We start from the raw sequence: 13,248 nt of genomic DNA, 5'->3' as shown, positions 1-13,248 counted from the left end.
CCGCCCGGTCAGCCCGCCGGGCGGCGTTCCGTCAGGGCCGCGTCGAAGTACGGGCTCAGCAGCGGGCCCAGCGTGACCGCCATCAGCCGGTCACCGGGCCCGATGGCGCGGCGCGCGCCGTCGAACGGCACCCCCAGCGTGCTGACCGCGCCCGTGACCCGCGACCGGACGACGATCTTCAGCATGTCGTCGATGCCGTTGCGGCGCAGGAACCTGTCCGCGAAGTCCCGCTCCGGCCCGGTCGCGCCCAGGCGGAGCCGGCCGAGCGTCGCCGCGCCGTGCCGGGTCAGGCTCGCGACGCCCTCGGGGGAGGCGAACGGGTTGGTGCAGCGCCAGCGCTCGGCGTACTCCGCCACGAAGGCCGGCCGGAACATCGTCAGGTACTGCTCCTCGCCCTGCCCCTCCGGCACCAGGTACGCCGGGTTCGCGGCCACGAACGCGTCGACCCACCCGAGATGCACGGCCAGGGCGTCGGCCAGCACCGGATAGAGCGCCCCCTCCCGAGCCGCGGCCACCTGCTCCAGCACCTTGATGAGCTTTCGGTATTCCAGCTGTTCCACGGGACCGCCATCGTTCTTCGCCTCGGGAGCAGCCGGTCAGGTGGGCTGCGTCGTTCTCGCCCTCCCAGGATCGCGCAACGGGCGCCCGGCCGCCCATGACTTGACCAACGAACCCCCCTCCTTCCGCACAATGAGCTGCGCGATCGCCCCGGCCCGCGTCACGCGCGCCCGGGCACGCGCGGGCGGGGCAGCGCCGGGTCCGCCACCTCCAGGTCGAGACGCACCAGGCTCGGGCGGTGCCGCGAGCCCAGCATGCCCAGGCTCGTCACGAGGAGCCCGCCCGCGACGACGGCGATCGCGGTCGGCCCGTCGAGCCCGTCGGCCTCGGTCGCGAGCACGGTCGTGGCGCCGTCGGGGGTGATGCGCACCACGGTGTCGCGCGGGTGGACGGCCAGGTAGAGCGTGCCCGCGGCGTCGAAGGCGAGGTCGTCGGCGGGGATGCCGGTGTGCACCTGCTTCACCTCGCCGGGCCGCCCGTCGTCGAGGGCGATGCGCAGCACGCTGCCCTGCGCGGTGTTCGTGGCCCACAGGGCGCCGTCCCAGACCTTGAGCCCGTTCACGCCCGTGGACAGGACGGGGTCGTCCGGCGCCAGCGGCTCCAGCAGGCGCTCGCCGCCCAGCCAGAGGCGCAGCGTGTCGTCGCCGGGCGCGCAGCACAGGATCTCGCCGTTGACGGAGTCGGCCGCGAACAGCGTGCCGTCGGCGGCGAACGTGATGCCGTTGAGCCCGGCGCTGGTTCGGGCGGCGGCGAAGCGCACCCAGCGCCCGGGCGCCTCGCGCCGCCAGATCCCCGCCACGTCCTCGGTCGTGCCGCGCACCGCCGCGTACAGGCGGTCCTCGGCGTCGGCGGCGAGGCCCACCACGAGCGCGTCGGCCGCGTGCGGGACCACCCGCTCCGGCTCCCACCCGGAGGACCAGACGGTGCCCGCCAGCAGCAGCGTCACGCAGATCGTGCCGTCGGCGAGTACCGCGATGTTCTCCGCCAGCTCGCCGGCGCCGTGGTCGAAGGTTGCGAGGATCATGCGTCCCACCCTGCACCCTGCGGGCCCGCGACGGGGCGGCGTTCGCGCCCAGCGATCCCGGCGAGCGGTGCGGCGGCGTCCGTCCCGGGGGATCCGGCGTGCGGTGAGGCGGCACTCACCGCACGCCGGCGACCCGCCACGGGCTCACTCCATCACGGGTCACTCCGCCTTGGCGGCCTCCAGGACGGGCACGGCCGCCGCCCGGCGCGCCGGCAGCGCCGACGTCGCCAGGGCCGCCACCGCCGCCCCCGCCGCGACCACCGGGAACAGCCACCACGGCGGATCGGGCCGCAGGTAGGAGCTACCGCTCATGATGTGCAGCATCCCGAGCGTGCCCATCGCGATCGCGAGGCCGAGGATCGTGCCGAGGACGACCACGGTGGCCGCCTCCCACCGGATGATCGTGCGCAGCTGCCGCGTGGTCGCGCCCACGGCCCCGAGCAGCCCGAACTCGCGGGTCCGCTCGGCGACGCTCATCGACACCGTGGTCGCCATCCCGAACAGCGCCAGCAGCAGCGCCATGCCGACGAAGACGTACGTGGAGCGCAGGGCCCGGGTCTGCGACTGCGACGCGGCGTCCACGTAGGCGTCGCGATCGAGGACCCGCACGCCCGGCACCCCGGCCACGGCCCGGTTCAGCGCCTCCGCGGTGCCGCCCCGCACGAGCACCGCCCGGGTGACGGCGTTGGTGTCGAGCCGGTCCATCGTCTCCGGCGACACGAGCGCCTGGTCGGCGAACAGGTGGGACGGGTCGTGGTACGTCCCCGCGACCTTGAGCGTGGTGCGGCCGTGCCCGCCGCGCACCACGATCTCCTGGCCGCGCCGCAGCTTCTGCCCCTTCATGACGGCCGAGGACAGCGCGATCTCGCCGGTGGCGAGGGCGGGCGGCCGGCCGCCGAGCTTGAGCACGTCCCGCAGCCCCTTCTGCTCGGCACCGCTGACCAGGAAGGCGAACGGCTCGGGCCGCTCGTCGGACGAGCCGCCCGGCGCCGGTGACACCAGCGTGACCTCGGTCTGCGTCAGGACGGCCGCCCGGGACACCCCGGAGCCCCGGCCACCTTCGTGACGACGTCGCGGGCCACCGGCGCGGGCGCGCCTTCGGCGGTCCTGGCGGTCGAGGTGATCGCGTGCTCGGCCACCATCACCTCCCGTCCCGCCTCGCGGAACCGCCCGTTCACGGAGATCGTGACCAGCGCCACCGAGGCGACCAGCGCGACCCCGAGCGTCAGCGACGAGGCGGCGGCGGCGACGCGGCGCGGGCTGCGGGTGACGGTGGCGTGCGCCAGCCGCCCGGTCTCCCCGCTGACCAGCGTGCCGACGCGCCCCACCAGCCCGCCCAGCGGTCTGACGAAGAACGGGGTGAGCACGGCCAGCCCGGTCACGGCCATCAGCGAGCCGAACAGGACCATCAGCGCGATGACGAACGTGCGGTCGGGGCCGGGCGGCTCGGAGGCGCGGATGGCGGCCGCGACCGCGTACCAGGCCACGGCGCCGATCAGGATCGCGCCGCCGAACAGCAGCCGGGCAGGCGCCGCTCGCGGGGCTCGGCGACCGTGCTGCGCAGCGCCTGGACGGGCGAGACGCTGCGCGCGCGGTAGGCCGCCTGCCAGGCGGCGCCCTGGGTGACCAGGATGCCGGCCAGGGCCGGGAGTGTCAGGGCGATCCAGCCGGTCTGGGGGTCGGAGCCGGAGACGTCGAAGCCGTCCCGCGCGAACAGCCGGATGATCAGCTCGGCCACCGGGAAGCCCGCCAGCACGCCGCCCACCGAGGCGATCGCGCCCAGCACCAGCGCCTCCAGCCGGATCAGCCGGGCGATCTGGCGCGGGGTCGCGCCGATCGCGCCGAGCAGCGCGAGCCGGCGGGTGCGCTGCCGGACGAGGGTGCCGAACGTGTTGGCCACCACGAACATCCCGACGAAGATCGCCACGGAGGCGAGCATGCCGACGATGCCGGCGATCGTGGTGCCCTCGCCCGAGGCGGCGGCGAGCTGCGCCTGCCGTACGGACGCGGCGGTGCGTACGGTGACGGCCTTGCCCAGGTCGCGGGCCAGCTCGCCGCGCAGCTGCTCGGCGGGCACGCCGGGAGCGGCCTTCACCCAGACGCTCTGCCAGGTGCCGGCGGGCAGCATCGCGGCGCGCTGCACGGTCTCGGGCGACGCCAGCACCAGGTCACCGGCGGCCACCGCGCCCCGGCCCTGGACGTTGACGATGCCGGAGACCCGCACCTGCCGCGTCTCGTGGGGCAGCGTCAGCGTCATGGTGTCGCCGACGTTCAGCTCGCCGGCGCGCGCCAGGTGCCGGACGACCGCCACCTCGCCGTCGGCGGCCGGGGCCCGCCCCGCGTCGAGCTGGTAGGGGTTGAGCTGCGGGTCGGACACCCAGGGGCGCAGCAGCGTACGGCCCTCGGCGGCGGCCATGATCGCCTGCCCGCTGGTGCGGGAGGCCGTCACCGCCACGCTGGCGTCACCGGCCGCCGCCGCCACTCCGGGACGGGAGGTGAGCTGGTCGAGCCTGACCCGGCCGTCGGGCGCCCCGTAGACGTCCTCCGGGTCCACCGCCCCGCCCTGCACCAGCACGTCCGCGCGGGAGTACTCGCTGGCGTCGCCGCCGGAGACCGCCTCCTGCGAGCGCAGGGCGAACTGCAGCGAGCCCGCGATGAGCGCGATCGAGCCCAGCGCGGCGAGCAGCGTGGCGACCAGCCGCACCCATCCCTCGGCGAAGGACCGGCGCGCGATGAGCCACAAGGGGTTTCCCATCACGTCACCCTTCGAGCTTGCGCATGCGGGCGTGCACGGCGTCGACGGAGGGCTCGGCCAGCTCGTCCACGATCGCCCCGTCGGACAGGAACAGCACCCGGTCCGCGGTCGCGGCGGCGACCGGGTCGTGCGTGACCATGACCACCGTCTGCTGGTGCTCGTCCACGGCCGTGCGCAGGAAGCTCAGCACCTCGGCGCCGGCGCGGGAGTCCAGGTTCCCGGTGGGCTCGTCGGCGAACAGCACCTCCGGCCTGGTCAGCAGCGCCCGCGCCACGGCGACGCGCTGCTGCTGGCCGCCGGACAGCTCGGTGGGCCGGTGGCGCAGCCGCTCGCGCAGCCCCAGCGCGTTCACGACCGTGTCGAACCAGCCCGGCTCGACGCGGCGGTTCGCGAGCCGGGCGGTGAGCCGGATGTTCTCCTCCGCGGTCAGGATCGGCAGCAGGTTGAACGACTGGAAGACGAATCCCAGCCGGTCGCGGCGCAGCTCGGCGAGCCCGGTGCGGGACAGCCCTGTGAGGTCCACGTCGCCGATGACGACGGTGCCGGACGTCACGGTGTCCAGGCCGGCCAGGCAGTGCAGGAAGGTCGACTTCCCCGACCCCGACGGCCCCATGATCGCGGTGAACTGGCCCCGGGCGAACGTCGCCGAGACCCCGCGCAACGCGCTCACCGCGCTGTCGCCGCTGCCGTAGGTCTTCACCACCCGCGTCGCGACCATGACCTGATCGGAGTCGCGCTCGACGGCCGAGGTCGCGATCATCGGGATCCTCCGGTACGGGCGCGCGCCGGGAACGCGCGGTGGTGGGTCGACTCGGGCATGGGGGTGTCCTCCTCGAAAAGCCTCTGACTACTCGGGTGAGATAATCTCACCTGAGACTATATTGGCTGGCACTAGGATGTGCGCATGCTCCACGACCTGCTCGAACGTCTCCTGTCAGGTTCCGGCGGCCCGTCCGCCGATCACGTGGGGCTCGGCATGCTCCTGGCAGACGCCCACCATCAGAGCAGGGAACGGCTCGACCGGGCACTGCGCCCGCTGGGCATCAACATCCGCGGATTCGGCGTCCTGCTGGCCCTGCCGATGTACGGCCCCGTCAGCCAGCGCGACCTGACCGCCCACATCGGCATCGACAAGTCCACCATGGTCCGCATCATCGACGAGCTGGAGGACGCCGGGCTCGTCTCCCGCCGCCGGGCGCCGCAGGACCGGCGCGCGTACTCCATCGTGCTGACCCGCCGCGGGGAGCAGGTGCTCGCGGAGGCGCGGCAGATCGCCGAACACGTCGGCGACCAGCTCTTCGGCTGGCTCACCGACCCCGAACGACGCCACCTGATCGACCTGCTGCGCCGCCTGGCCGAGCACGCCACCCCGGCCGAGGAACGATCGGCGGGCTGACCCCGAATCCGCCCATCGGCGCGCCGATCTCGGTAGATTCGTCCGGAACGACGCAACCGAGAAAGGGCGGAGATGCCTGAGGAGCACAGCGCACGTGACACGGGCCGGCGGATGCCGCCGTACGGCTGGATGCTCGTGCTGGCCGCGGCCGTCCTGCTCGTGGACCAGGGCTCCAAACTCTGGGCGGTCTCCGCGCTGGCGCAAGGGCGGGACATCGCCGTGCTCCCGCAGCTCATCGAGCTGCGGCTGCTGCTGAACTCCGGCGCCGCCTTCTCCATCGGCGAGGGCGCGACGTGGGTGTTCACGCTGACGACGGCCGCCGCGGTCGCGGGCATCCTGTACGCCGGCCGCCGCCTGCGCTCCACGGCCTGGACCGTCGTCCTCGGCGGCCTGCTCGGCGGCGCCGCCTCCCACCTGCTCGACCGCCTGTTCCGCCCGCCCGGCTTCGCCCACGGCCACGTCGTGGACTTCATCGACTACGGCGGGCTGTTCGTCGGCAACGTCGCCGACATCGCCCTCACGCTGAGCTGCGCCCTCCTGGTGCTGCTGACGTGGCGCGGCATCCCGCTGTCCCCGAAGCCGCAACAGCCGTCGTCGTAACGGCCGCGCGGTGCGGGCGGCGCCGCCACCCGCATCGCCGTCACGCCGGGTTGCGACCGTTACAGGCGTGAGCGCGGGCGGCGGTCAGGCCGGAGGCTTCCTGATGGGGCCGGCGGTCAGGTCATCGGCCTCCTGGCGACGGTGGCGGTCAGGTCATCGGCCTCCTGGCGACGGTGGCGGTCAGGTCATCGGCCTCCTGGCGAGGGTGGCGGTCAGGTCAGCGCCTGCTCGATGAGGTCGGCGGCGCGGGTGGTGCCGCCCTCGGCGCGCGCGTCGGCCCGCAGCCGCGCCGACCGGCGGGCCACCTCGGCGTCGGCGACGAGCTCCAGCAGGGCGGCCCGCAGCGCCGGCGCCGTGGCGTCCGCCGTGTCGAGGCGACGGGCGACGCCCAGCTCCACCAGCCGGTCGGCGTTGACGAACTGCTCGGCCCCCTGCGGCACCGCGATCATCGGAACGCCGGCCAGCAACCCCTCGCCGCACCCGCCCATGCCGGCGTGCGTGACGAACGCGTCCGCCTGCTCCAGGATCGCCCGCTGCGGCACCCAGGAGTGCACCTCGACGTTCGCGGGGATGGCGCCCAGCTCGGCCGCGTCGACGTACTTGCCGATCTGCAGCACCACGTGCCAGCCCGCCAGCCCCCCGAACGCCGCCAGGCACTGCCGGTAGAACTCCGGCTGCCGCGTGTAGGCGGAGCCCAGCGAGATCAGCAGAACCTTCTCCGCGCCGGCGGGACGGACCCAGCCGTCCTGCTCCCTCGCCGGCCCGAAGCAGGGCCCGACGAACGTCACCCTTTCGGCGTCGACCCGGTCGGCGTTCGGCTGCATGGCCCGCGGGATCAAGGCCAGGGCCCGCTCGGGAACGCCGGAGAACGTGTCCACGTCGGTCGTGGACGCCCCCGACCCGGCCAGCCACTCCTCGAACGTGGCCCGGTAGACGTCGGCGCCCGGCAACTGCCGCAGGTGCGCCGCCACCTCCTCGTCGTACCCCTTCCACGCCACGTACGTCGGCGACAGCTGTACCAGGGGCCGCCCCTGCGCCTCGGCCAGGGCGCGGGCCGCGTAGGCGCCGATGTCGTACAGGTAGAGGTCGGCCGGATCCCGGTCGTAAGCCGCGCGGAGCTGTGGCAGAGCCTGCATGGCGTCGTTCAGGAAGAGGCTCATCGCGGCGATGGGGTCGTCGGGCCAGTCGTTGTCGGCGACCGGCAGCACCGACGTGCAGGGAACGAGCTCGGCACCGGTGCCGGTGATCAGCTCACCCACCGCCGGATCGTTGGCGTAGGTCACCCGGTGACCTCGGGACACCAGCTCACGGATGACCTCCAGGCTGGGCAGGACGTGGCTGACGGCGGGGATACCGACCATCGCGATGTGGGACATGGGCGATCACTCGTTCCAGAAGCTCGTGGCGGCGGGGGTGTGGGCATGGGGACGTCGTGCTCGGCGCGGGGAGGTCGTGTGACGTGAGACGGCGTCGCGCACCGGGCCAGGGACGTCATGTGGCTGCTTGGGGACGTCAGGCGGGGCGCGGGGCCGGCGCGACCGCCTCCAGGTCGGCGACGCTGCCCGACATGATCGTCCGCACGTGCTCGGTGATGTGCTCGACCGGCCAGTCCCACCACGCCACGGCCAGCAGCCGGGCGACGTCCTCCTCGCTGTAGCGGGTGCGGATGAGCCGGGCCGGGTTCCCGCCGACGATGCCGTAGTCGGGCACGTCGGAGGTGACCACGGCGCCGGTGGCGATGATCGCGCCGTGCCCGATGCGCACCCCCGGCATCACCCTCGCCCCATGACCGAACCACACGTCGTTGCCGACCACGGTGTCACCCCGGCTCGGCAGCCCGGTCAGCAGATCGAAGTGATCCGCCCACGAGCCGCCCATGGTGGGGAAGGGGAAGGTCGAGGGGCCGTCCATGCGGTGGTTGGCACCGTTCATGATGAACCGCACCCCCGTGCCCAGCGCGCAGAACCTGCCGATGATCAGCTTCTCCGGCCCGTAGTGGTACAGCACGTTGCGCGTCTCGAACGCGGTCGGGTCATCGGGGTCGTCGTAGTAGGAGTACTCCCCGACCTCGATCAGCGGGGACGTGACCAGCGGCTTGAGCAGCACCACCCGCGGCTGACCCGGCATGGGGTGCAGGACGTCCGGGTCGGCGGGAACGAGCGGATTCATGTGGAGAACCTTTGTTAATGCGACAACTTCTACATTAAGATCCTGTCATGCCTCCGCGCCCCGAGCAACCCGACAACCGCGCCACCCCCTCCAAGCCCCCGCCCTCCCAGCCCCCGCCCTCTAGGTCTCCGTCCTCTGGGTCTCCGTCCTCTGCGGCCTCGCCATCGGAAACGCGGCCGCCGGAGTCCCCGCCCCCCGAAGCTCCGTCGTCGGAGGCGCCATCGTCCGAGGTGTCACCATCCAAGCTCCCGCGATCCAAGCCCTCGCGATCCAAGACCGCGAGACCCAAGACCCCGAGACCCAAGACGCCGGCGCCTGAGGCATCACCGTCGGAGGCGTCGCCACCCAAGCCCCCGCCGTCGAAGGGCTCATCCTCAGAAGTCCCGTCGTCGGAGAGCCGGGCGCCCCAAGGGCCTCGGCGCCGGCCGGGCGGGCGTACCGGCCGCATCCGCGCACAGGTGCTCGACGCCGTCCGCGCCGAGCTCGCCGAGCATGGCTACGACGGGCTCAGCCTGGACGGCGTAGCGGCCCGCGCCGGCGTGCACCGCGCGACCGTCTACAGGCGCTGGCGGGACGTCGGCGGCCTGCTGGCCGACGTCTTCGAGGCGACGAGCGACGACGACTGGCAGCCCCAGGACACCGGCTCCCTGCTCGGCGACCTGACCGCGCTCAACCGCGAAAACCTCGCCGCGATGACCGCGCAGCCCCCGCTCGCCGCCGCCCTGATCGCCGCCTCGTTCCGCTCGGAGGAGGCCGCCCGAGGCGTCCGCCACCTCTGGGAGGACCGCTACACCCGCTGCGAGGTCATCGTCAGCCGAGCCATCAAACGCGGCGAACTCCCCCCGCACACCGACGCACGCCAACTCCTCATCGCCGCCACGGCCCCCCTCTACCACCACCTCGTCCTGCTCCGCACCCCACCAACCCCGGACCTGCCCGACCACGCCGCCAGGACCGCCGTCCTGGCCGCCTCCGCCGGCGCCTTCACCACCCCCACCCCGGCCACCAGCACCCCCACCAACCTCGATTCGGACGCTGCCCCGACCCCCAAGCCCAACCCGTAGGCCACCACCCCCACCAAACCCAACCCAGCCATCACCCCCTTCGCCGGCCCACATCGGCCGCCCGCAACCCCACCACCCGCGCACCGGCCGCCAGCACCTCCGCCACGCCCGGAGCAGCAGCCGCCACGCTCGAACCGGCCGCCGGCACGCCGGGAGCAGCCGCCGGCACGCCCGGAGCAGCCTCCGGCGCGCCTGGATGAGCAGCTGGCGCGCCTTGATCGGCTTCGGCACGCCTGTGCCGGTGGCTGGCGCCTCTGCCAAGCCCGGCCCAGCCCTGGGCACCTGTGCCGCGCCTGCACCGGCCGCTGGCTCCTCCACCGTGCCCGCACCGGCCGGTCGCAGCCCCCGGCATGCCCGCACCAGCCGTCGGCGCCTCCGCCTTGCCCACACCGGGCGGCCAAATCCTCCGCCATGCCCGCACCGCCCGGTCACAGCCCCCGCCCTGCCCGGACGGGACGCAGTCGCCCTCGCCGAGTCCGCGCCGGAGACGTCCATCGGGCCGGACCGGAGGCCGGCGCCTCGGTGTGAGAACGGCGGGCACGAGGGCGTCGCATGTCAGCGCGGGACGAGCCCGGTGCTTCGGCGCGGGGCGAGTGCCGGAGCCTCAGCGTGAGGCGGTGGCCTCGCCGGAGACCCCCTCCCCGCCGAAGACCTCCTGGCCGAAGACCGCGGTGAGGGCCTTGGTGACCAGGCCGGGCAGCTCGCCGCGCCCGTCGTCCTGCGCCCACCGCACCAGCGCCGTGTGCAGGGCGGACAGGCAGGCGCCCGCCGCCGCCTCGGCCCGGAAGGCCGCCTCGGGGTCGGCGGTGTCGGCTCCCAGGGCGTCGATGATCGCCTGTTGCAGGGCGTACTGGTTGTCGAGGTGTCGGGCGCGCAAGGCGGGCGTGGAGACCATCAGGCGGAGACGGGTGAGCAGGAACGCCCTGCCGTCGTCGTCGCCGGTCAGCGCCGCCGCCGCGTCGACGAGCGCGTCACCGATGCGGCGGGCCAGGAGCTGCTCGACGGGCGAGGCGGCGATGCGCTCCGCGACGAGCTCGCCCCGCTGATCCACCAGCACCAGGTCCTCCTTGGTCGGAAAGTGCCGGTACACCGTCATGGGGGACACGCCCGCCGCCTCGGCGACGTCGTTCACGGTCGTCGCGTCGTAGCCGCGCTCGGCGAACAGCCGCACCGCGTGCCCCTGGATCATGCGCTGCGTCTGGGCCCGTCTGCGCGCCCGCAAAGTTGAGTGCTGGTCGGCCATGTGATAGAGACTACCGTACTGATAGTGACTACCAAGAAGGTAGTCTCTAACATGTTCCTCTGGAAGGCGGAGACATGAGCGCATTGACCGGCAAGACGGCCCTGGTGACCGGCGCCTCCCGCGGCATCGGGCGGGCGATCGCGACCCGGCTCGCGGAGCGGGGCGCGATGGTCGTCGTGCACTTCGGCGCCGACGAGCACGGCGCGAAGGCCACGGTCGAGGAGATCGAGCGCGCCGGCGGCACCGCGCTCGCCGTCGGGGCCGAGCTGGGCGTCGACGGCGACGCCGAGACGCTCGTCGCGGGAGTGGCGGCCGCGCTGGCCGGGCGCCCGCTCGACATCCTGGTCAACAACGCGGCGGCCCCGCCCGCCGGCCCGCTGGGGGTCACCACCAGGGCCGAGTTCGACCGTCTCTTCGCGGTGAACGTCCGCGCCCCGTACTTCATCATTCAGCGCGCGCTGCCGCTCCTGCGCGACGGCGGCCGCATCATCACGATCTCCTCCGTGGCCACCCGCATGGCCAACCCCGCCCAGACGTCGTTCGCCATGACCAAGGGTGCCATCGAGACGATGAGCCTCACCTTGGCCAACGAGCTCGGAGCCCGCGGCATCACGGTGAACGCGGTCGCTCCCGGCGCCACCCGCACGCCCGCCAACGCGGCGATCTTCGAGTCGCCGGGCCTGGCCGACGCCATCACCGCCTCGACGGCGCTCGGCCGCCTGGGCGAGGCCGACGACGTGGCCGACGTCGTCGCGTTCCTCGCCTCCGACGCCGCCCGCTGGATCACCGGCCAGATCATCGACGCCAGCGGCGGCCTCTTCCTCGGCCCCCGCCTCACCCCTGCCCCCGCCTGATCCCCACCTCCTGGTACGGCGGTTCGCCCCGCTGTCGAAGGGGCCCGGCCGCCCTGCCTTCCGACGCGCGGTTGTGACCGGCTCGGCGCCTTCCGTCCCATGGCGCTGACCTGGGCGTTCCATTGTCCAACGTTCGTCCTGCGTTTCTGGACGGGCGCTGGACAAAGATTGCTTGCCGTACGTCAGGGCGACTCGTCAGCGTGGGGAGCGAGCCCCGGTGCCCGAGGTCGCCGCCCGACGGGGGTGGCCGGCGAAGCCGATCCGGGGCGTTCGTCGAGACAGGAAGAGGATCATGAGGAATTCCCAGCTCGCTCCCGCGATCGCCGGACTCGGTGCCGCTCTCGCGATGCTCGCCGTCCCGTCCGCCGCGTCCGCGCAATCGACGTCCCAGACCCAGACCCAGACACAGGCGCAGGCCCAGGCGCAGGCGCTCGGCGTGCACCGGAGGTCCGCCTCGTGCACCTCGCCGAGCGGGCAGAAGATCAACGTCTCGTGGGGCGACGGGAACGTCTCCACCACCGTGTACTTCAACAACCACTGCAACCAGAAGCGGTGGGTCGAGCTGAAGTTCGTCAAGCAGAACCACGACTTCTTCTGGAAGTGCTTCTCGGTCAACCCCCGCACCAGCGGCAAGAAGAAGGTCGACAACTCCAACCCCGACCAGGTCGTCCTCACCAAGAAGAAGACGAACTGCTAGCGGTCCCACCCCAAGAGGGCCCCGCTGCCGGCGTGCCGGTGGCGGGGCCCTCGCCGTTTGACAGGCCGTCGCACTCGGCTAATACTCGGATCCGAGCAATAGGAGGCGAGCGATTGGGAACGAGTAACCGCCTCCCGGTGTCGAACGCACTGGGCCTGGCCGTCCTGGGGCTGCTCATCGAGACCCCGCTGCACCCGCACGCCATGGCCGCCACCCTGCGCGAACGCGGCCTGGACCGGGTGTTCAAGGTGACGACGGGCTCCCTGTACGACGTCGTGCGCGCGCTGGAGCGGGCCGGGTGGATCGAGGCGCGGGAGACCGTCAAGGTCGGCGCCCGGCCCGAGCGCACCGTGTACCAGCACACCGCGCTCGGGCGGGCCGAGTTCGCGCGGTGGGTGGAGGAGCTGATCCGCGTGCCCTCCGCCGAGTACCCGAAGTTCCTGTCCGCGGTCAGCTACCTCGGGGCACTCGGCCCCGACGGCGCCACGGCGGCGCTGCGCGATCGCGCCGCACGGGTGCGCACCGCGCTGGAGGAGCACCGGCGCGAGCACGGCGAGCTGCTGGCGAGCGGCAAGGTGCCGCGGCTGTTCGTGGTCGAGGTGGAGTACGCGATCCGGATGCAGGAGGCGGAGCTTGCCTGGATCGAGGAGATCGTCACCGACATCGAGACGGGCCGGCTGCCCTGGCCGGACCCGACCGGCTGGGTGCGCGCCGAGGAGAGCGAGTGACGAGCGACGGAGCGGGCCCGGAAGCGCGGGCTTGGCGGAGCGGTAGGTCGTGTGCCGATAGGCGGCGCTCGGCGAGCGGTAGGTCGTGTGCCGATAGGCGGCGCTCGGCGAGCGGCGGGACGGGTGCGGAAGGGCGGGGCTTGATGAGCGACAGGACGCA

Annotated in this window: 15 protein-coding genes; 6 read left to right on the top strand and 9 right to left on the bottom strand. The window is 73.4% G+C overall.

What is annotated here, in order from left to right; all coding sequences use genetic code 11:
* Positions 1 to 8: 8 nt before the first annotated feature.
* From KIS93_RS10930 to KIS93_RS10905, 6 genes are all read right to left on the bottom strand, one after another.
* Positions 9 to 560 carry a hypothetical protein gene (locus tag KIS93_RS10930; protein WP_080039948.1) on the bottom strand — a complete coding sequence of 184 codons (552 nt, stop codon included), beginning with the start codon at positions 558 to 560 and terminating at the stop codon, positions 9 to 11.
* Positions 561 to 718: 158 nt separating this feature from the next.
* On the bottom strand, positions 719 to 1,582 hold the full coding sequence (locus KIS93_RS10925) for an SMP-30/gluconolactonase/LRE family protein (RefSeq protein WP_080039947.1): 864 nt from the start codon (positions 1,580 to 1,582) through the stop codon (positions 719 to 721).
* A gap of 159 nt (positions 1,583 to 1,741) precedes the next feature.
* Positions 1,742 to 2,623, bottom strand: a complete 882-nt coding sequence (locus tag KIS93_RS10920) for an ABC transporter permease (protein WP_186404092.1) — start codon at positions 2,621 to 2,623, stop codon at positions 1,742 to 1,744.
* Entirely contained in the window at positions 2,602 to 3,069 is a 468-nt protein-coding gene (locus KIS93_RS10915; protein WP_186404091.1) for a hypothetical protein, read from the bottom strand. The genes KIS93_RS10920 and KIS93_RS10915 overlap by 22 nt, the downstream gene beginning before the upstream one ends.
* A gap of 8 nt (positions 3,070 to 3,077) precedes the next feature.
* On the bottom strand, positions 3,078 to 4,337 hold the full coding sequence (locus KIS93_RS10910) for an ABC transporter permease (protein WP_186404090.1): 1,260 nt from the start codon (positions 4,335 to 4,337) through the stop codon (positions 3,078 to 3,080).
* A 4-nt stretch (positions 4,338 to 4,341) separates the two neighbouring features.
* Positions 4,342 to 5,097: an ABC transporter ATP-binding protein gene (locus tag KIS93_RS10905; protein ID WP_080039945.1), complete on the bottom strand. Its 756-nt coding sequence runs from the start codon at positions 5,095 to 5,097 to the stop codon at positions 4,342 to 4,344.
* 144 nt (positions 5,098 to 5,241) lie between these two features.
* Here KIS93_RS10905 and KIS93_RS10900 point away from each other — a divergent pair, with 144 nt between their 5' ends.
* Together KIS93_RS10900 and KIS93_RS10895 are read left to right on the top strand one after the other, a co-directional pair.
* Positions 5,242 to 5,733 carry a MarR family winged helix-turn-helix transcriptional regulator gene (locus tag KIS93_RS10900; RefSeq protein ID WP_080039944.1) on the top strand — a complete coding sequence of 164 codons (492 nt, stop codon included), beginning with the start codon at positions 5,242 to 5,244 and terminating at the stop codon, positions 5,731 to 5,733.
* Positions 5,734 to 5,805: 72 nt separating this feature from the next.
* Positions 5,806 to 6,333: a signal peptidase II gene (locus KIS93_RS10895; RefSeq protein ID WP_222107397.1), complete on the top strand. Its 528-nt coding sequence runs from the start codon at positions 5,806 to 5,808 to the stop codon at positions 6,331 to 6,333.
* 212 nt (positions 6,334 to 6,545) lie between these two features.
* Here the strand turns inward: KIS93_RS10895 and KIS93_RS10890 are convergent, their stop codons facing one another.
* Entirely contained in the window at positions 6,546 to 7,709 is a 1,164-nt protein-coding gene (locus KIS93_RS10890) for a macrolide family glycosyltransferase (RefSeq protein WP_230466286.1), read from the bottom strand.
* Positions 7,710 to 7,845: 136 nt separating this feature from the next.
* Positions 7,846 to 8,502 carry a CatB-related O-acetyltransferase gene (locus KIS93_RS10885; protein WP_080039942.1) on the bottom strand — a complete coding sequence of 219 codons (657 nt, stop codon included), beginning with the start codon at positions 8,500 to 8,502 and terminating at the stop codon, positions 7,846 to 7,848.
* A gap of 458 nt (positions 8,503 to 8,960) precedes the next feature.
* Here KIS93_RS10885 and KIS93_RS67425 point away from each other — a divergent pair, with 458 nt between their 5' ends.
* Complete coding sequence (locus tag KIS93_RS67425) at positions 8,961 to 9,566, top strand: TetR/AcrR family transcriptional regulator (protein ID WP_155127816.1); 606 nt, start codon at positions 8,961 to 8,963, stop codon at positions 9,564 to 9,566.
* A 604-nt stretch (positions 9,567 to 10,170) separates the two neighbouring features.
* On the opposite strand, the gene KIS93_RS10875 is transcribed toward KIS93_RS67425, so the two are convergent.
* The gene (locus KIS93_RS10875) at positions 10,171 to 10,809 is read right to left on the bottom strand and encodes a TetR/AcrR family transcriptional regulator (protein ID WP_080039941.1); all 639 of its coding nucleotides are present in this window, start codon (positions 10,807 to 10,809) and stop codon (positions 10,171 to 10,173) included.
* Positions 10,810 to 10,883: 74 nt separating this feature from the next.
* Here KIS93_RS10875 and KIS93_RS10870 point away from each other — a divergent pair, with 74 nt between their 5' ends.
* The 3 genes from KIS93_RS10870 (at position 10,884) to KIS93_RS64970 (ending at position 13,088) form a co-directional block, all read left to right on the top strand.
* Positions 10,884 to 11,663 carry an SDR family oxidoreductase gene (locus tag KIS93_RS10870; protein ID WP_080039940.1) on the top strand — a complete coding sequence of 260 codons (780 nt, stop codon included), beginning with the start codon at positions 10,884 to 10,886 and terminating at the stop codon, positions 11,661 to 11,663.
* 292 nt (positions 11,664 to 11,955) lie between these two features.
* The gene (locus tag KIS93_RS64975) at positions 11,956 to 12,360 is read left to right on the top strand and encodes a hypothetical protein (protein WP_155127813.1); all 405 of its coding nucleotides are present in this window, start codon (positions 11,956 to 11,958) and stop codon (positions 12,358 to 12,360) included.
* A 137-nt stretch (positions 12,361 to 12,497) separates the two neighbouring features.
* A complete protein-coding gene (locus tag KIS93_RS64970) occupies positions 12,498 to 13,088 on the top strand; it encodes a PadR family transcriptional regulator (protein WP_155127810.1) in 591 nt (196 codons plus the stop codon).
* The last annotated feature ends 160 nt before the right edge of the window (positions 13,089 to 13,248 follow it).

This window comes from [Actinomadura] parvosata subsp. kistnae (genome assembly GCF_900323885.1).
In the GTDB taxonomy this organism is placed as follows: domain Bacteria; phylum Actinomycetota; class Actinomycetes; order Streptosporangiales; family Streptosporangiaceae; genus Nonomuraea; species Nonomuraea composti.
The sequence above is the reverse complement of the archived record's forward strand: the minus strand, read 5'-3'. Positions and strand labels throughout refer to the sequence as shown.

Coding starts and splice junctions, on each gene's coding strand:
- KIS93_RS10925 (WP_080039947.1), bottom strand. CDS start 1,582: ATGATCCTCGCAACCTTCGACCACGGCGCCGGCGAGCTGGCGGAGAAC.
- KIS93_RS10910 (WP_186404090.1), bottom strand. CDS start 4,337: ATGGGAAACCCCTTGTGGCTCATCGCGCGCCGGTCCTTCGCCGAGGGA.
- KIS93_RS10905 (WP_080039945.1), bottom strand. CDS start 5,097: ATGATCGCGACCTCGGCCGTCGAGCGCGACTCCGATCAGGTCATGGTC.
- KIS93_RS10900 (WP_080039944.1), top strand. CDS start 5,242: ATGCTCCACGACCTGCTCGAACGTCTCCTGTCAGGTTCCGGCGGCCCG.
- KIS93_RS10895 (WP_222107397.1), top strand. CDS start 5,806: ATGCCTGAGGAGCACAGCGCACGTGACACGGGCCGGCGGATGCCGCCG.
- KIS93_RS10890 (WP_230466286.1), bottom strand. CDS start 7,709: ATGTCCCACATCGCGATGGTCGGTATCCCCGCCGTCAGCCACGTCCTG.
- KIS93_RS10885 (WP_080039942.1), bottom strand. CDS start 8,502: ATGAATCCGCTCGTTCCCGCCGACCCGGACGTCCTGCACCCCATGCCG.
- KIS93_RS10875 (WP_080039941.1), bottom strand. CDS start 10,809: ATGGCCGACCAGCACTCAACTTTGCGGGCGCGCAGACGGGCCCAGACG.
- KIS93_RS10870 (WP_080039940.1), top strand. CDS start 10,884: ATGAGCGCATTGACCGGCAAGACGGCCCTGGTGACCGGCGCCTCCCGC.
- KIS93_RS64975 (WP_155127813.1), top strand. CDS start 11,956: ATGAGGAATTCCCAGCTCGCTCCCGCGATCGCCGGACTCGGTGCCGCT.